Origin of the sequence: Phocaeicola vulgatus ATCC 8482, from assembly GCF_000012825.1 — a bacterium.
Lineage (GTDB): Bacteria > Bacteroidota > Bacteroidia > Bacteroidales > Bacteroidaceae > Phocaeicola > Phocaeicola vulgatus.
On the sequence record NC_009614.1, the window covers coordinates 1,745,405 to 1,761,214 of the forward strand.

A 15,810-nucleotide genomic window follows, 5' to 3' on the forward strand; every position below is an offset into this window, starting at 1 on the left:
ATGAGAATTTTATGGTATCAGAGTGTTTGTATATGTGGCTGTTTATATTATTCACCTTCTTCTCTATATTCTAAAATATCTCCGGGCTGGCAATTTAGTTCCCTGCAAATAGCCTCAAGGGTAGAGAAACGGATGGCTTTCGCTTTCCCGGTTTTCAATATGGAAAGGTTAGCAGGAGTCAGGTCTATCTTCTCGGCTAAATCTCCCAGCGAAATTTTTCGTTTCGCCATCATTACGTCTAAATTTACTATAATTGGCATAGATCAATTCATTTTGGGTTTATTCGGGTTCTCATCTACTGCGCGCCACCAAAGGGTGTGGCGTTGCGTCAGTTTCTTAAAGGCATACAGACAGAAGCAAGTCCATCCAATGTTGATCGATATCCTCACTATTTTGTTGTCCAACAATGGATGTAACACAAGGAAATAGATGAATGAACTTACAAACAGAGTAGCTATCAGGCAAAGTATCAAATAAAAGATGCTTTTTCTTTTTGAGGGGAAAGTATTTTTTTCTTTCATGGCATTTTTCTTAAATGGTTAAATCCTGTTCTTCTTTCATTTTTGCCCCGATAGCAAATATCTCGGCAAAAAGAATGGGAATTATCACAGCTACCCAGTCGGGAGAATAACCGGCGTAGCTGATGATTTTGTAGCCCGGCAGACTGATTTGCTCAACTGCTGCGTTTCCTACAATCCATTCGTCAACAGCTATGAGGATTTCCAAGCTTGCACTGGTGTATGCAAACCAACGGAGGCGCCGTACATTGGCAGATGTAAATACTTCGCGGCGTGAGATGGAAATGAGCAACCGGATCAATGAGCAGAAACCGATGAGAAAAAGGAATATTCCGGGTATGGCAAGTCCCATGACAAGGATGTGCCAGGCCGATGGCTTGGCATACGTTTCTATTTCAGTCACTGTGTAGGGGAGTGTCCAGTCCACGCGGTTGTTGCTCAGTGAATCGACAGTAGTTTCAGGTAACGGCTCTACATTCAGTTTGACTGAGGTTGCATGATGGGGTATAATGTGGCGTCCAGGCTCATATATTTCCATTGCACTGTTATGTCCATCTTCAAATCCTTTCTTGAAATCTCTCCAATTTTCATCCAATCCTCCAAAGAAGTTTGCAATGATGGCTATAATGGCTATGACACCTAATATTCTGAACTTGTTCATAGTCTGCTCTGTTTTTTTAAATGGTTAAATCTTGTTCTTCTTTCATCTTCAGTCCGATGGCAAATACTTCGGCTACCAGCAATGAAATGAATCCCAGAATGAGAGTCGCATCGGAAAAAGCAAAGGTATAGGAGAACTCGCATCCGTTGAGTTGCAACACTTGCGAAGCTTCATAATTTCCAATCACGATGGTAGCCAGCGTGCAGATAAACAAAAGTATCAATGCCCATCCTAACTTGCGCAGAAACTTCACATTCTTCCAGCTGAAGATATCACCGCGATTGATATTTCTGATCAAATAAAAGAACTGCAACAGGCAGAAAATTCCCGCTATCACCGAAATGAATGAGGCAATCCTGTTTAGTGCATGGAAGGTATCATTTTCTTTCGTTGGCGCCTCTACCATGCTTATAATCGGTATGATAGATGCCTGTTCTCCTGTCCTGACATTGGTTACACTTCCTGTCTTTTCAAGTAGATCGGTAGGAAGGGTGCAAATCATCTTATAATCGGAAATGTGGATATCCTTTCCTTTTTCTACACTTTCGTATCCGGCTTTAAAGGCACTTGTGAAAGAATGGAACATGATGCTCACTGTCGTTGAGGTGGAAAGGAGCAAGGCGATAAGTACGCAGACGCAAAAGAGGTTGAGTTTTGTTTTCATTGTTACATTTATGCTTGTGTGTTAGTAATTTCAGAGGGTGTTCCCGGCTGTGGCAAATGTTTGTTCAGATAGAAATACATGCCGACTAGGATGATTATGGCGGCTGCCAAAAGGATGTAAGTAGGTGTGGCGCCAATCATATCAACCGTTTTTTCATTCAACTCTTCTTGGGTTGATGTAGCCATGGCAATGGTAGCCAGGGAGTTATTTAGAAAATGCCCTATCATTCCCGGCATAATGCTTCCTGTGCGGTAATAAAGCCATCCGAATACCAATCCCAGACAGAAGGCGAAAGGTACTTGCGCCGGATTGACATGGATGAGACCGAAAATGAGTGCTGACAGGAGGATTGCCATACCGGGTCTTTTTCCGGTTTGCAGGAAATGCCCTTCAATGGCTCCACGGAACAGCAACTCTTCTACCAGAGGTGCCATGACGGCAATGGCGATGATGCCGAATACATTGCGGCTCATTCCTATGAATGTGTCTTCCACTAGGTTGGGCAGTTCTATGAATTCGCTGGCTACATTGCAGATGAACATGGCTGCTATAATGAAGGGAATACTCAATAAAATGGTTTTTGCAGGTACTTCAGTCCAGCTTGTCTTGTTGAATTGAACGTATTTAAAGTAGATCAGGTGCCAGATCATGGCTATTCCTGCCAGTACCATAACGAGTCCTGTCATAGAGGCTGTATTCTTACCTACGGCATAAGCCAGATTATCATTTTCTGAAATTTCGTTCATCACTTTAATAATTCCCGCCGGAAGTCCTACCAGGAAGGTGAAAGCTAACTGATAAGCGAAGTAATAAAGTACTAATTTAATTGCGCGTCCCATAATAGAATGTTTATTGGTTTAAAATGGATTTGAATTAAGGGGTAGGACGGACTTCCGTATCCGTCCTGAGGGTATCTGTTTCTTTAAGTAAGCATCCTTGGGTTTCTCCTTGGTGCGATCAAAATCATGGTTGTTTTCATCTGGTTGTCTTTTAAATTTGGTTGATTTGTTTTTAGTTCATCAAGTGAGCAATGGCATGTTTGCATGGAACGTACCAATGGTTCATGAATAGGATAAGAAATGCTAAAATAAGGATAATTGCGCTTTTTTGTTGTGCTCTTTGGGCCAGTGGGGTGTTGACAGGAATCTTGGTCAGGACCAGTCTTCCCAAAGCTATTCCCAAAAGCATACCCAAGCCTAATCCTATTTGCGGATATAAAAATCCGACCATCATTCCTATGTACATTCCTATGGTTTGCCACAGGCTGGTCGCATTCTTATTTTGGGTTTGTGTTTCATTCAAAGTTTCCATTACTTTTTGTTTTGTGTGTCGGCCAACAAGTTTGCGTTGTTGCCTTCACGGTAAATACTTTCTTGTTTGTTATGGTTGAAAGTGCTCTCTTTGGCGTTCCATTCAGCGTAGTTGAGTTTGATTTCATAGACTCCGGGAGTTACGGTAAGCAGATAGGCCGGCTTCCACAGTTCCCGGTAAGCATCCCAGCGATAAGCTTTTTTCTCAATTACCTGACCATTTTCATCGTGTTTGTACTCATACTTCAGTTTGCGTGTCAATGTTTTGCCGTCTTCATTCAGTGTGTACACGGTTGTGTTTGTGTCATTCTGACCGTAGATGTACTTTGTGTTTCCTGTTTGTGCGTTTGCTGTTGTTGTACAACTCATCATTACTACTGCAATTGCTGCTAAAACTGATTTTAATACTGACTTTTTCATTTTTACTTCGTGTTTTAATGTTTGTGTTTATTCTTTCTTGTTTCTCGATATTCATTTATCGTTTATCGATATGCAAATGTATATCTTATTTTGATACTACAAAAGAAAAACGAAAAAAAAATATCGAAAAACGATAAAAATATATCTTTTTTCGTGCTTTGTAGGATGGAAGTGTATGAAGAAACAGATTTTATGCAAGAAGTGACTGGTATCGGTGAATTAATTCTTCCGATAGCGTTTGCGTTCACTGGCAGGGGCGATTTTGTCTGCCCTAATACATGGAATGAACTGTTTTCGAGCAGGCAAAACTGACTGTAAACGAAGATGTGTAGAAAGAGTAGTTTGAAAGGGGGAAGGCTGTACAATGCTCCCTTGTATTTAGAGAAGAATTCTGGCCGTTTTTTCCCGGTCTTTATGCATTTGGGCAATGAGTGCATCTATAGTGTCATATTTTTCTTCAGGGCGAAGATACTTTACGAACTCAATGCGCATTTCTTTGTGGTAGATATTCTCCGAAAAATTGAGGATGTTCACTTCAATACTTAAATTGTTGCCGTTATTGATAGTAGGGCGGTGTCCTATGTTCAACATTCCTGCCCATTTTTTTCCTTCCACATATACATATACTGCATAAACTCCTTCCGAGGGAATTAACTTGTCGCTACAATCCACTTGCAGGTTAGCTGTAGGGAATCCTATTTTTCTGCCTACTTTGTAGCCATCTACCACTGTTCCATCCAGATAGTAGTTATACCCCAGGAATTTGGCAGCCTGACTTACTTCACCTTCTTTTAATAGTTGGCGGATGACTGAAGAGCTGATTTTGCCCTCTTTGTCTGTGTAAGCTCGCGCGCGTACTATATATATGTTCAGTTCCTCACCATAACGGCAATAATCTTCAAAATTTTCACTGCGGTTGTGACCGAAACGATGGTCGTAGCCTATAACTAATGTATGGATATTGAACTTGTTACGTAGCAACTGCATAAACTCTCGAGCCGAAAACAGTGAAAGTTCCTGTGTAAAAGGGAGAAGAAAGCAGTAATCTACTTGCATCGTTTCCAATAATTCGAGTTTCTCTGTTGGTGAAGAAAGTAATTGCGGACGATAAGCGGTTTGTATCACTTGTCTGGGATGTACAGGAAAAGTGATCAATGCAGAATATAACCCATCCTTGGCAGCGACCTCTTTTACTTGATTAATAAGAAAGCGGTGTCCGCGATGCACTCCATCGAAGAAGCCGATAGTGGCAACTGAAGGAGGCAATGTTTGATGGTTTATATCTGATATTATTTTCATTATTCAAAAAGTGAACTTAAATCTTCTCCAATATGGTAATGATAGGACTGTATGCCAAGCGATATTGCTGCCTGGCAATTGATTGCCGAGTCATCTATAAAAAACGTTTCTTCGGGCAAGATGTTTGCTTCTTTCATCATTTGCTCATAAATGTCTTTTTCCGGTTTGGCCTTGTGCATTTCAAAAGACAGAAAAATATCTTCAAAAAAGTCATTTACACGGAATCCCCGATAACAGAACATTTGCTCACAGGCATAATCCCAATGTATCCGGTTGGTATTACTAAGCAGGTAAACCATATAATGTTCGCGTAACTTTAGCAATAAGTCCAGCTTTTCACGAGGAATATCAAGTAGCATCAGGTTCCACATATCATCAATTTCATGGTCGGACAGGGCTTCGCTGACCTCCTTACGAATGGCTTTCCGGAATTCTTCCGGGCTGATTTCACCCAATTCAAATTGGGAAAAGAAACCTTTTCCCCTGAACTGGCATGCCTGTTTCTCTATATCTCGAAATCCTGCTTTACGAAAAGCATTCAGGCAATTGTCAAAATCCAGATTTATTAATACTCCTCCTAAATCAAAAACGACATTTTTAATCTTACTGTCCATAACTCTTTATGTGCTTTATTCTCTTTTTTAGTCTTTTTTCTGTATTCGTTTTATCCAACGGTAGATTTCACCAATCCACAATACGAATGACGTTCCTGCGATAATATAAACCCAAGTCATGAAATTCATAGGTTCGGTACGGAACACTTTACCTCCGAACTCGACAATCAGAATTTGTCCGACTAAAATAATGATAGCCACACTTAGCATGCCTAATGCATGACGGGAATCCTTGAATACAGAATGGTTGGTCCCGAAAACACTGGCATTAAATAGATTCCAGAATTGCAGCATCACGAAGATCGTGAAGAATTGCGTCAAAGCTTGTCCTACTAAATCTGCTGGCATCTGTTTGATAATGACAATTAATGTCATCAGTATGGCAAGGAAGCAGAAGCCTACACCTAGTATATTTTTACGCATGGCTTTAGTGATGATGAAATCATCGGTCTTGCGTGGCTTTTCATTCATGACGTCTGCACTGGGGGGAATAGATGCTAAGGCCATGGCGGCAAAAGTGTCCATAATAAGATTTACCCAAAGCATTTGTGTTACGGTCAGTGGTAGTTCTGTACCAAAGAAAGCCCCTAATAAAACACTGGCTAATGCGACTACGTTGATAGTCAGCTGGAATACGATGAAACGCTGAATGTTTTTGTAAAGAGAGCGTCCCCACATTACTGCGGTAGCGATACTGTGGAACGAGTCATCCAATAGGGTTATGTCACTTGCTTCCTTGGCTACTGACGTACCGGTTCCCATAGAAAGACCTACTTGAGCGTGATTCAGTGCAGGAGCATCGTTTGTTCCGTCTCCGGTTACTGCTACTACGGCTCCTTTTTGCTGTAACAGTTGGACCAGACGTTGCTTGTCCATAGGACGCGCACGACTCATTACTTTCAAGTCAAGTACGCGGTCCAGAGCTTCTTCATCGCTTAATGCAGCAAACTCTACCCCTGTTATGCGGTTCCGGTCTGTATCTTCAGGTTTCCATAGCCCTATTTGGCGGGCAATTTCGGTAGCTGTTCCCGGGGTGTCGCCTGTAACAATTTTCACACCGATACCTGCCGACTGACATTTCTGTACGGCTTCCGGTACATCCGGACGAATAGGGTCGCTGATAGCTACGATACCTAGGAAAATCATATTCCCTTCATTGACTAGTTCGGCACAATCGTTACCGGAGTCTTCGGGGATAAATTTATAAGCTAATCCTAAAGTACGCATTGCCTTGTTCTGATAGGCCAGCAGATCGGCATTGTAATGAGCCTGTTCCTCGGAAGAGAGGTTGCATTTTCTCATCACAATTTCGGGAGCTCCTTTTATATAGAGTACCTTTTTCTGCTGGATAGGTGAATCTACTAATGTAGCCATATACTTACGTTCTGTAGAGAAAGTAAGTTGATTGATAACTTTTGCATTTTCACGTAATTCCAAATAGTTCTTGCCCTGTTCATTTAGCCAAAGCAATAAGGCTATTTCAGTAGGATTACCTACTCCGGATGGTTTCTTGTTTTCTCCTGTTTCTTCAAGGAAAGCTGTGGAGTTGGCACTGATCCCTTCAGCTATTAAATCTGCTTTGGTGGCATCAAGTTTCGCTTCATGTACCTGCATCAGGTTTTGTGTCAATGTACCTGTTTTGTCGGTGCAGATCACAGTAATGGCCCCCATTGTTTCACAAGCATGCATTTTACGTACCAGATTATTGGTTTTCAGCATACGGCGCATATTTAGTGCAAGACTTAAGGTGACACTCATCGGTAAGCCTTCAGGAACGGCTACTACAATTAAAGTGACAGCCATCATGAAATATTTCAATACAATGCGGGCTATTGCCATCCACCCATGCCAGTCTGTTATTTCATTTACGCTGAGGTAGGAGTAAAGGTCTTTAGCTGTGAAAACGATAAAGGTAAGCGTGGCAATGGTAAAACCTATTTTTCCGATGAAACCCGCCAATTTTGTCAATTGGATATTCAATGGAGTCTCTTCTTCACTTTGTTCGGTGGCCTGACGTGCTACCTTACCTATTTCGGTGGAATCACCCACACGTTCTACCTTCATTATTCCATGTCCGTCAACTACTGTGGTGCCACGCATCACTTCATTGCTGGGATAAGTGGCTTCTTCATCAAATAGTTCTTCATGGATGGTTTTATTGACCATTAATTCTCCTGTCAAGTTGGATTCATTCACTTGCAGGGAAATAGCTTCCAGCAAGATTCCGTCGGCAGGAATCTCCTCACCGGTATTCAAAACTACGATATCACCTACTACAATCTCCTTACGGGGAATTTCCCGTACTTTCCCATTTCTGATTACTGTAACTGGTGTTTCTTCGCCTACAGCGTTCAGTAAGTCAAACTTCTTATTCGCATCGTATTCAAAGTAGAATCCGATACCGGTTGCCAGAAAAATAGCAAAGAAAATGCCGATTGTTTCCGCATACTCATTTTCAATAATGGCAATCACTAAGGAAAAGAATGCTGCGACTAAAAGAATACGTATAACCGGGTCGCGGAACTTTTCCAGATAAAGTTTCCACATGGAAGGACGTTTGGGAGGTGTCAAGAGGTTATTCCCATACTTCTCTCTACTGATAAGGACTTCTTTGTCCGAAAGCCCTGTTAGGGCTGTTTCCTGTTTTTTTTGTGCCATACGGCTTAGCAAAATTAATTAATGGTGCACAAAAATACAATTTATATCCTTACGAATAAGGGAATTAAATCTTTTTATCAAAATTTGGGCGATAAATCTTGCAAGTTTCAAGGGAATATACTACTTTTGCACCTGCTAACAGGAAATTGTGGCACGGACTTGTAGCTCAGTTGGTTAGAGCAACAGACTCATAATCTGGAGGTCCCTGGTTCAAGCCCAGGCTGGTCCACAAACTAAAAGGCTGATTCCTAACGGAATACAGCCTTTTTTGTTTGCAGACCCTCCAGATATAAATCTGTTGCTCTTGGTTGATTTACTCCTAATATATAGCTGTTGTTTCACTATTGTTTCTCTATCTGATACCATGCCACTTCCATTTTCTCTGTTTTAGAGGTACGCCATTTCATAAAGTCCAAGTCTTCACTTTGCCGAGTTCCCATTTGCAATGACAAGGCAGTGCCACCTACCAAGAGATAGGATTTGATGCAGTCCAACTTAGAAACAGCTTCAAAAACTTGCAGCGTGTGTGGAGCTAAACCTTTCATGCAAACATTTTAGTAAATTTACATAATAAATTCAGTGTTGATCTCAGAACTTACACAGAAATAATTAGCGTGTTGATAATGAGTTAGATTTACATTTGTTACTCTTGTTACAGGAATCATGAACAGAATTTCTTTCTCTTAGTATAAAATCATGAGCACATTATATACTCTAAAACTGAAAATGTGGATATTACCCTTAAAAAGTAGGATGAAAATTTGTACGAAACGGGAAGATGGCTTTATCTTTGAAGAATATTAAAGATAGCCGGACTTTTTATTTCGGTGGAATATAGAGGTTGTTAGTATAAAAATAAAAAATTAAATTTAGGTTGTATGGTTAAACGTTATGGTTGTGCAGGCATTTTATTGTTTGCAATGGGATTATTTCCTTTATTGGCACAGGACAATGCTGTGGCTAAAGAGATGGCTATAAAGATAGCCGATCGTATTGTTGCTTCTACGGTTTATGAATTCAAGGATGTAAAAACAGGTAAAGTATACACTTCTTTGGATAATGTTTCTTTAAACCCGGATATGCGTGTCAATAGTAAATATTTGAATTGGCATTACACAAACGGAGTAACAAATATGGCTTTGATGGAGTTGGGTGATAAAATACAGAACCGGAAATATGAGGATTATGTGCTGAAGAATATGAAGTTCATTTTTGATAAGACTAACCAGTCCTATTTTCATCGTTTGTATGATAAGACTTTCCGTGAAGGAGGATGGAGAGCGGTTCCCCGTCTTACTTGGCATATGATTTATAGAAACAAGCGTTTGGATGACAACGGTCCTATGGGGGCTAGTTTGATAACTTTGAACCAGCGTCATCCGGATGATGCTTTCCAAAAATATATTGAAACAACCAATCATCATATTATGGTTTCAGAACCTCGTTTGGCCGATGGAACCATAGCCCGTTTATGGCCTCATGAAAATACAATTTGGGCAGATGATGCGTTTATGGCGGTGTCTTTTATTTCCCGCATGGGAGAGGTTACTGGTGAAAAGAAGTATTTTGATGATGCTGCCAATCAGATATTGAATTATACACGATATTTGTGGTGTCCTGAAAAACAGATTTATTATCATTGCTATCATACAGATAATAAGGAACATGGAGTGGCGCATTGGTCCCGGGCCAATGGATGGATTTTTATGGCGACAGCCGATCTGTTGGCAAGAATGCCGGAAAATCATCCTATGCGTGGGGATGTGATAAAGAATTTCCAGATGCAGGCTAGTGGGGTAGCGCGGTATCAAGGGAAAAACGGTTTGTGGCATCAGTTGTTGGATAAAGAAGATTCTTATGAAGAAATTACCGGTAGTTCTATGTTTGTATTTGGCATAGCTAAAGGTGTGAAGGAAGGATGGTTGCATCCGGATTTCATTTATGTAGCATGGCAGGGATTCAAAGGAATGTTGTCAAAAATTTCAGAGAATGGTGATGTGACGGCTATTTGTGTCGGTACAGGTATTATGCCTTCCACCGTATTTTATTATAATCGTCCCACTCAGGAAAATGATCCGATGGGTGAAGGGCCTGTGTTACGCGCTTTGGTGGAAATGATTGATGCGCCTAAATACACGGAGATTAGTGCGAATGATCAGTATGATAAGATAAAATAAGAAAGAGATTAATTTACCCGTTGGCAAGCTGGGTCTAATTTGTCAACGGGTATATGTTAGAATGTTAAATCAAAACGCCCTTCTGTCACTCTTCCTCCTTCAAAAGTTCCGCTGATTATTCTGTTTTTCAAATCAAAGCGGGTAATATTGACAATGCCGTCTTCCAGTCTTTCTTCTTGTTTATTACCATCTTTGAATACGGCGTCGGTATAGATGGTCTGATCATTATTCATCCTTTCAAGAGCACTGTAAACAGTGATATTTTTTTCTTTCGGGTCAATGATATTGAAAGAAATAGACGTATTGTCATCTACCCAAACGTATACATGGACTGTTGCTTTTTCATCTTCATTATAAGCAGGATAGTAGGATGCTTTATGGTCCGGCCCATAGCGTTGTCCTGTATATATCCAGCCGTCTATCAGACAGCCAAAGGTATTGGCACCTGTCTGAGTGGCAGGCGGCATGAGAGTAGGATCTGCTGAAAAGTCTTCTCCATCGCAGGCACAGCATAACGCGACAGTTAATATTATTGTAATAAGATATTTAATCATAGTCTGAATCTTTTAAAAGTGATAGTTAATACCTGCCGAGAAAGATAATTGAGAAATGTCATCCGAACCGTTCATCGGATAATGTGGTTGTACCATCCATTCTTTATGATGATAGCGGACGGAATATTCACCGGAATACGCCAGGATATAGCTTATCCTTGCACTGATCCCCCAATGGGTGAAAAGGTGGTATTCTCCGCCTACTCCAAAGTTTGCCGCCCATTTGTTCATGGATACTTTTCGTGGTTTATCATATACCATACTGTCGTCTTTATATAACTGGTATCCGGTTCCGGTAGTAAAATACCAATCGAATTGTTGTTTCAGCCAATGCAGGGAGAACTGTGGAGCAAAATAATGTGTTTGAATCTTGTCTGTGGTATTTGTCGTGTTGCCTGTATATCGGCTGCCTTGATAAAGTATTCCGAATCCGGCTCTAATGGCAGGCTTGTTTCCTACCAGGTAAGTATAACTTCCTGACCAACCTATGCCGTTGCGCAAATTCGAGGAATATCCTGCTATTCCTATCAGCTTTCCGGTGTAGAGGGTAGGACCTGTCTGAAAGGATAGAACGGATCGTTTGTCAGTGCCGGATTGTGCATATAGCGATGTTGGACACAGCAGCGTGGCTACTATAATAAAATATAGTTTGTTTTTCATGGTCATTGTGTTTATCTAGGTGGGTACAAAAATAATAAATCATTGGAAATAACAGCATTAATAGTTTTCTTATTTTAAGTAATCCGTGAAAAATGTGATAGATTAACACTTTCCTGCCATCTTTATTCCATTCATTCTGTTTTCTTATGAAGATTATTCACTTTAAAACCTTATAGTTTATGAAACCAGTAGAATCAGACCGGTTGGATGCCGAAGAGCGTAGAGAACTGAGCAGTTCTGATTTCGGAATTCCTGAAGAGCGTGCTTTCCCGATGCCCGATGCGGCACATGTGCGGGCGGCGGAAGCCTATTTCCGTTATGCTAGTGATGATCAGAAGCCTGAGTTGGCGAGGAATATACTGGAAAAAGCGGCTGAATACGGAGTGCGTGTAGAGAGTCCTGTGGTGCTGTCTTGGGCCGGGAAATAGTTGTTGTATAATGATTTGACCTTTTGTGTTGCTGAATATTGTGTAAATGTAGGTGCCGAATCGTGAAGGAAAGTTATTATTTAAATATTTTCCTAAGGAAATTTGTTATATAGGAAAGTATGGAATATATTTGGAAAAAGTTTCCTGAGGAAATAATTAAAGGAGATAACATAACAGAGTCCGGTTTTAATTATGAAGAAGAGTATGAAAAAAGAGTTTATAAAAAGGTATGGATGGACATTGCTTGGTATTGTGGCAGGAATGGTAGGAGGATATTTGTATTGGCGGTATGTAGGTTGCACCACTGGGACTTGCCCTATCACTTCTTCTCCTGTCAACAGTTCCATTTGGGGGGCGGCAATGGGGGGATTGTTGCTCAGTTCATTTATGCCGGAGCATAAAAAGATAAAGAAGGAGGAATAAGTATGAATAAAACGATTTTATTTTTTTTAGCCCTTGTGCTGGCTGCCACAACAGCTTGCGGCAGAGGAAGCAGTAATAATAACCCTGTAAAAGAAGAAACTATGGCAACAGAAGGAAATGGAAAGGTCATACATTTGACTAAAGCTGAATTTTTGGCGAAAGTATATAATTTCGAGAAAAACCCGGAAGAGTGGAAATATGAAGGTGACAAACCGGCTATTGTGGATTTCTATGCTGACTGGTGTGGTCCTTGCAAAATGGTAGCTCCTATTTTGGACGAATTGGCAAAAGAATACGATGGCCAGATTGTGATTTATAAAGTGGACACGGAGAAAGAACAGGAACTGGCAGGCGCGTTTGGTATACGGAGTATTCCGTCCATTCTGTTCATCCCCATGGAAGGAAAGCCGGAGATGGCACAGGGGGCTATGCCCAAAGCGTCATTTAAAAAGGCTATTGATGAGTTTTTATTGAAAAAATAAGTACTTTTGTGCAATAGCATCAAGAAGAAAGAGCAATATGGAAACTTTATGTAAAATAAGAGATCTCTATCGCGCTATTGCAGAATTTGAAACACGGTTTGAAAAGGCGCACCACCTTTGTCTGAACGAAGGAATGTTGCTGTGCTGTCTCTCCAGAAAGAAACGCCTGTCCTCGGGAGAGATAGCAGAGCAATTGGGGCTTTCTAATTCGAATACTTCTAAGGTTATCAGATCTGTAGAGGATAAAGGCTATATAGAGCGTAATTTGGGAGATTGTGACAAACGCCAGATGTATTTCTCGCTTACGGCGGAAGGAAAGAAAATACTGAAGGAGATGGAATGCTGTAATATTGAGATTCCTGAGTTACTGAGGTCTGTATTATAATAGTAAGAAAGATACCGCCGTAGATGAAGTCTGTTTTTATTTTTATATCATTGCTGATAATGCTCTGTCCCGCTTTCTCGCAAAGCAGGATGGAGCATTATCTTGATTCTTTGGGATTGGTGAATGTAGGCCGGATGGACCCGACATTGAAAATAGATTTGATGTATACCCGTGCCGACAATTTTACCGGGAAAGTCCTTTATGAGGATTTGCAGGAGGCCTATCTTCATCCTGAGGCTGCCAAAGCCTTGTTGCAAGCGCAAAAGCGGTTGAAAGAGTTGTATCCCGGTTATTCTCTGATTATTTATGATGCCGCCCGTCCCATGTCCGTGCAGCAGAAAATGTGGAATGTGGTAAAAGGTACTTCCCAAAATATATATGTATCCAATCCGGCCCGGGGAGGAGGGTTGCATAATTATGGTTTGGCGGTGGATGTGAGTATTGCAGATGAAAAAGGAAATCCTTTGCCTATGGGGACCAAGGTGGATCATTTGGGCAAGGAAGCACACATAGATACCGAAGCGGCAATGGTACAGCAGGGAATCATTACAGCGCAGGAACGGAAAAACCGTTTGCTGCTGCGCCGGGTCATGACGGATGCGGGTTATAAACCTTTGCGCAGTGAGTGGTGGCATTTCAACTTCCGCAGTCGTGAAGAGGCAAAACGGAACTATAAAGTAATTAGATAAAGGATGGAAATATCAACAAAAACACTCCATTTCATCGAAGAACACAGAGAGGACGATACGCGTACACTTGCTTTGCAAAGTAAGAAATATCCCGATGTAGACATGGCGGCAGCTGTCACACAAATTGCCGGACGGCAGGTGGCGGCCCGCAAGATACCTTCATGGTATCCGGTTTCTGCATTATGGTATCCCCCTCATTTGTCTATGGAGCAATGTTCTTCCGAAGCAACTGCTTTGTATAAGGCCTCTTTGTTGGAAGGCGATACTTTTGCCGATTTAACCGGAGGTTTCGGTATTGATTGCAGCTTTATCTCCCGGAATTTCAAGCAGGCTGATTATGTGGAAAGGCAGTCAGGACTTTGTGAACTGGCTTTGCATAATTTCCCTTTGTTGGGGTTGGGGCACATTCGGATACACAACCGGGACGGGATATCCTATTTGCAGGAAATGCTTCCGGTAGATTGCTTGTTTTTAGACCCTGCCAGAAGAGACGGACACGGTGGAAAGACGGTTGCCATCTCTGATTGCGAGCCGGATGTTACTGTTTTGGAGCCTTTGCTGGTTGATAAGGCAAAGAAAGTGATGGTGAAATTATCGCCTATGCTGGATCTGTCATTGGCATTGAACGAGTTGAAAACAGTTCGTGCGGTACACATTGTCGCTGTGAATAACGAGTGCAAGGAGTTATTGCTGATACTGCAAAAAGAGTCCGTTTCATCGGAGGTAAGCATCCATTGCGAACATATTGCAGGCAACGGGGAGAGCCGGCATTACACCTTTACCTTGAAGCAGGAAAAAACATCGCCCTGTCTTTTGGCCGATGAAGTCGGAACTTATTTGTATGAACCGAATGCCGCTATACTGAAAGCCGGTGCTTTTCGTTCTCTCACACAAACCTATCCTGTGGCGAAACTTCACCTCAACAGCCATTTATATACCTCTGTTTCTTTGGTTCCGGATTTTCCGGGACGTCGTTTCCGGGTTGAGGCCGTATCGGGTTTTGGAAAAAAGGAACTGAAAGCGTTCTTGATGGATATGGATAAGGCGAATATTACGATCCGCAACTTTCCATTATCGGTTGCGGAACTTCGCAAACGTTTGAAACTGAAAGAGGGAGGAGATGATTATATCTTTGCCACTACCTTGTCCGGCGGGCAGAAAGTCTTGATTAGAGGGAAGAAGTGTTAGTTTATAATCAGTTTGTAACCTATTCCCCTTACATTCACAATCCGTATGCTTTGGTCTTTGGACAGTTTATGGCGTAATTTCGTAATAAATACATGCAGGCTGCGTGAATTGAAGAAGCTGTCATCTCCCCATAGCTCCAACAAGATGCTTTGGCTGTTCACCACTTCATTCCGGTTCTTACACAGGCGTTTTAGGATTTCCGATTCCCGGTGGGAGAGTTCTTGTATGTTCCCTGCAAAATCCAGTTGTTGGGTGACGGAGTTGAACTGATATCCTCCGATGGTGTAGGTATTGGTTATTTCTTTTTCCACAAAAGCTTTGTGCATCAAGGCTTTGAGGCGTACAATAAGCTCCTGCATACCGAATGGTTTTTTCAGATAGTCATTAGCTCCCAGTTCAAATCCTTTTACTACATCATTGATGGCAGACCGGGCGGTGAGGAATAATACCGGGGTTGCTTTATCCGATTGGCGGATGCGGCGTACCATTTCAAAGCCATCCATACGGGGCATCATGACATCGGCTACCAATACGTCCGGTTTCTGTTCGAAAAACTTTCTTAAGCCTTCTTCACCATCTCCGGCGGTAGTAATGATAAAATCCTGTTCTTCCAGTGTGTCCTTGATAATCATGGCAAGAGTCTGTTCATCCTCTACTAATAAAACGTGTATCTTTTCCAT

Annotated in this window: 19 protein-coding genes, 1 tRNA gene and 1 pseudogene; 8 read left to right on the forward strand and 13 right to left on the reverse strand. The window is 41.6% G+C overall.

Features of this window, described 5'->3' with window-relative positions; genetic code table 11:
- Positions 1-47 precede the first annotated feature (47 nt).
- The 9 genes from BVU_RS06540 to BVU_RS06590 form a co-directional block, all read right to left on the reverse strand.
- Positions 48-260: a helix-turn-helix domain-containing protein gene (locus BVU_RS06540; protein WP_011965126.1), complete on the reverse strand. Its 213-nt coding sequence runs from the start codon at positions 258-260 to the stop codon at positions 48-50.
- Positions 261-531: 271 nt separating this feature from the next.
- Positions 532-1,179 (reverse strand): DUF2975 domain-containing protein, encoded by a 648-nt coding sequence (locus BVU_RS06550; RefSeq protein WP_005838748.1) that lies wholly within the window; start codon positions 1,177-1,179, stop codon positions 532-534.
- A 16-nt stretch (positions 1,180-1,195) separates the two neighbouring features.
- Positions 1,196-1,843 (reverse strand): DUF2975 domain-containing protein, encoded by a 648-nt coding sequence (locus tag BVU_RS06555; RefSeq protein ID WP_011965127.1) that lies wholly within the window; start codon positions 1,841-1,843, stop codon positions 1,196-1,198.
- A gap of 8 nt (positions 1,844-1,851) precedes the next feature.
- Positions 1,852-2,682 carry a CPBP family intramembrane glutamic endopeptidase gene (locus tag BVU_RS06560; RefSeq protein ID WP_011965128.1) on the reverse strand — a complete coding sequence of 277 codons (831 nt, stop codon included), beginning with the start codon at positions 2,680-2,682 and terminating at the stop codon, positions 1,852-1,854.
- A gap of 172 nt (positions 2,683-2,854) precedes the next feature.
- Positions 2,855-3,154, reverse strand: a complete 300-nt coding sequence (locus BVU_RS06565; RefSeq protein ID WP_005838751.1) for a hypothetical protein — start codon at positions 3,152-3,154, stop codon at positions 2,855-2,857.
- Positions 3,154-3,573 carry a DUF3836 domain-containing protein gene (locus BVU_RS06570; protein ID WP_008666359.1) on the reverse strand — a complete coding sequence of 140 codons (420 nt, stop codon included), beginning with the start codon at positions 3,571-3,573 and terminating at the stop codon, positions 3,154-3,156. Before BVU_RS06570 ends, BVU_RS06565 begins: the two co-directional genes overlap by 1 nt.
- Before the next feature lie 378 nt (positions 3,574-3,951).
- A complete protein-coding gene (locus tag BVU_RS06580) occupies positions 3,952-4,872 on the reverse strand; it encodes a bifunctional riboflavin kinase/FAD synthetase (protein ID WP_011965130.1) in 921 nt (306 codons plus the stop codon).
- On the reverse strand, positions 4,872-5,486 hold the full coding sequence (locus tag BVU_RS06585; protein WP_008666357.1) for an HAD family hydrolase: 615 nt from the start codon (positions 5,484-5,486) through the stop codon (positions 4,872-4,874). The genes BVU_RS06580 and BVU_RS06585 overlap by 1 nt, the downstream gene beginning before the upstream one ends.
- A 27-nt stretch (positions 5,487-5,513) precedes the next feature.
- Complete coding sequence (locus BVU_RS06590; protein ID WP_011965131.1) at positions 5,514-8,144, reverse strand: calcium-translocating P-type ATPase, PMCA-type; 2,631 nt, start codon at positions 8,142-8,144, stop codon at positions 5,514-5,516.
- Between the two features lie 155 nt (positions 8,145-8,299).
- Between BVU_RS06590 and BVU_RS06595 the strand changes: the two genes are divergently transcribed.
- A tRNA-Ile gene (locus BVU_RS06595) sits at positions 8,300-8,373 on the forward strand.
- A gap of 115 nt (positions 8,374-8,488) precedes the next feature.
- Here the strand turns inward: BVU_RS06595 and BVU_RS06600 are convergent.
- Positions 8,489-8,689, reverse strand: a pseudogene (locus tag BVU_RS06600) (nucleotidyl transferase AbiEii/AbiGii toxin family protein); the annotation flags it as partial.
- Positions 8,690-9,022: 333 nt separating this feature from the next.
- Between BVU_RS06600 and BVU_RS06605 the strand changes: the two are divergent.
- On the forward strand, positions 9,023-10,321 hold the full coding sequence (locus tag BVU_RS06605; RefSeq protein ID WP_011965132.1) for a glycoside hydrolase family 88/105 protein: 1,299 nt from the start codon (positions 9,023-9,025) through the stop codon (positions 10,319-10,321).
- A 56-nt stretch (positions 10,322-10,377) separates the two neighbouring features.
- Here BVU_RS06605 and BVU_RS06610 read toward each other — a convergent pair whose 3' ends face one another.
- Together BVU_RS06610 and BVU_RS06615 are read right to left on the reverse strand one after the other, a co-directional pair.
- Positions 10,378-10,875, reverse strand: coding sequence for a hypothetical protein (locus BVU_RS06610; protein WP_011965133.1), 498 nt, complete (start codon positions 10,873-10,875; stop codon positions 10,378-10,380).
- Positions 10,876-10,887: 12 nt separating this feature from the next.
- On the reverse strand, positions 10,888-11,535 hold the full coding sequence (locus BVU_RS06615; RefSeq protein WP_005838759.1) for an outer membrane beta-barrel protein: 648 nt from the start codon (positions 11,533-11,535) through the stop codon (positions 10,888-10,890).
- Positions 11,536-11,714: 179 nt separating this feature from the next.
- On the opposite strand from BVU_RS06615, the gene BVU_RS06620 reads away from it, so the two are divergent.
- From BVU_RS06620 to BVU_RS06645, 6 genes are all read left to right on the forward strand, one after another.
- Complete coding sequence (locus tag BVU_RS06620; RefSeq protein ID WP_008666330.1) at positions 11,715-11,963, forward strand: hypothetical protein; 249 nt, start codon at positions 11,715-11,717, stop codon at positions 11,961-11,963.
- 204 nt (positions 11,964-12,167) lie between these two features.
- Positions 12,168-12,386: a DUF6132 family protein gene (locus BVU_RS06625; RefSeq protein ID WP_005838761.1), complete on the forward strand. Its 219-nt coding sequence runs from the start codon at positions 12,168-12,170 to the stop codon at positions 12,384-12,386.
- A gap of 2 nt (positions 12,387-12,388) precedes the next feature.
- On the forward strand, positions 12,389-12,868 hold the full coding sequence (trxA, locus tag BVU_RS06630) for a thioredoxin (protein WP_005838762.1): 480 nt from the start codon (positions 12,389-12,391) through the stop codon (positions 12,866-12,868).
- 37 nt (positions 12,869-12,905) lie between these two features.
- Positions 12,906-13,253 carry a winged helix DNA-binding protein gene (locus tag BVU_RS06635; protein ID WP_005849722.1) on the forward strand — a complete coding sequence of 116 codons (348 nt, stop codon included), beginning with the start codon at positions 12,906-12,908 and terminating at the stop codon, positions 13,251-13,253.
- A 23-nt stretch (positions 13,254-13,276) separates the two neighbouring features.
- Positions 13,277-13,942 carry a M15 family metallopeptidase gene (locus BVU_RS06640; RefSeq protein ID WP_008666328.1) on the forward strand — a complete coding sequence of 222 codons (666 nt, stop codon included), beginning with the start codon at positions 13,277-13,279 and terminating at the stop codon, positions 13,940-13,942.
- Between the two features lie 3 nt (positions 13,943-13,945).
- Positions 13,946-15,130 (forward strand): THUMP-like domain-containing protein, encoded by a 1,185-nt coding sequence (locus tag BVU_RS06645; protein WP_011965134.1) that lies wholly within the window; start codon positions 13,946-13,948, stop codon positions 15,128-15,130.
- Here the strand turns inward: BVU_RS06645 and BVU_RS06650 are convergent.
- Positions 15,127-15,810: a response regulator transcription factor gene (locus tag BVU_RS06650; RefSeq protein WP_011965135.1), complete on the reverse strand. Its 684-nt coding sequence runs from the start codon at positions 15,808-15,810 to the stop codon at positions 15,127-15,129. The genes BVU_RS06645 and BVU_RS06650 overlap by 4 nt on opposite strands.

Coding starts and splice junctions, on each gene's coding strand:
- BVU_RS06540 (WP_011965126.1), bottom strand. CDS start 260: ATGCCAATTATAGTAAATTTAGACGTAATGATGGCGAAACGAAAAATT.
- BVU_RS06550 (WP_005838748.1), bottom strand. CDS start 1,179: ATGAACAAGTTCAGAATATTAGGTGTCATAGCCATTATAGCCATCATT.
- BVU_RS06555 (WP_011965127.1), bottom strand. CDS start 1,843: ATGAAAACAAAACTCAACCTCTTTTGCGTCTGCGTACTTATCGCCTTG.
- BVU_RS06560 (WP_011965128.1), bottom strand. CDS start 2,682: ATGGGACGCGCAATTAAATTAGTACTTTATTACTTCGCTTATCAGTTA.
- BVU_RS06565 (WP_005838751.1), bottom strand. CDS start 3,154: ATGGAAACTTTGAATGAAACACAAACCCAAAATAAGAATGCGACCAGC.
- BVU_RS06570 (WP_008666359.1), bottom strand. CDS start 3,573: ATGAAAAAGTCAGTATTAAAATCAGTTTTAGCAGCAATTGCAGTAGTA.
- BVU_RS06580 (WP_011965130.1), bottom strand. CDS start 4,872: ATGAAAATAATATCAGATATAAACCATCAAACATTGCCTCCTTCAGTT.
- BVU_RS06585 (WP_008666357.1), bottom strand. CDS start 5,486: ATGGACAGTAAGATTAAAAATGTCGTTTTTGATTTAGGAGGAGTATTA.
- BVU_RS06590 (WP_011965131.1), bottom strand. CDS start 8,144: ATGGCACAAAAAAAACAGGAAACAGCCCTAACAGGGCTTTCGGACAAA.
- BVU_RS06605 (WP_011965132.1), top strand. CDS start 9,023: ATGGTTAAACGTTATGGTTGTGCAGGCATTTTATTGTTTGCAATGGGA.
- BVU_RS06610 (WP_011965133.1), bottom strand. CDS start 10,875: ATGATTAAATATCTTATTACAATAATATTAACTGTCGCGTTATGCTGT.
- BVU_RS06615 (WP_005838759.1), bottom strand. CDS start 11,535: ATGAAAAACAAACTATATTTTATTATAGTAGCCACGCTGCTGTGTCCA.
- BVU_RS06620 (WP_008666330.1), top strand. CDS start 11,715: ATGAAACCAGTAGAATCAGACCGGTTGGATGCCGAAGAGCGTAGAGAA.
- BVU_RS06625 (WP_005838761.1), top strand. CDS start 12,168: ATGAAAAAAGAGTTTATAAAAAGGTATGGATGGACATTGCTTGGTATT.
- trxA (WP_005838762.1), top strand. CDS start 12,389: ATGAATAAAACGATTTTATTTTTTTTAGCCCTTGTGCTGGCTGCCACA.
- BVU_RS06635 (WP_005849722.1), top strand. CDS start 12,906: ATGGAAACTTTATGTAAAATAAGAGATCTCTATCGCGCTATTGCAGAA.
- BVU_RS06640 (WP_008666328.1), top strand. CDS start 13,277: ATGAAGTCTGTTTTTATTTTTATATCATTGCTGATAATGCTCTGTCCC.
- BVU_RS06645 (WP_011965134.1), top strand. CDS start 13,946: ATGGAAATATCAACAAAAACACTCCATTTCATCGAAGAACACAGAGAG.
- BVU_RS06650 (WP_011965135.1), bottom strand. CDS start 15,810: ATGGAAAAGATACACGTTTTATTAGTAGAGGATGAACAGACTCTTGCC.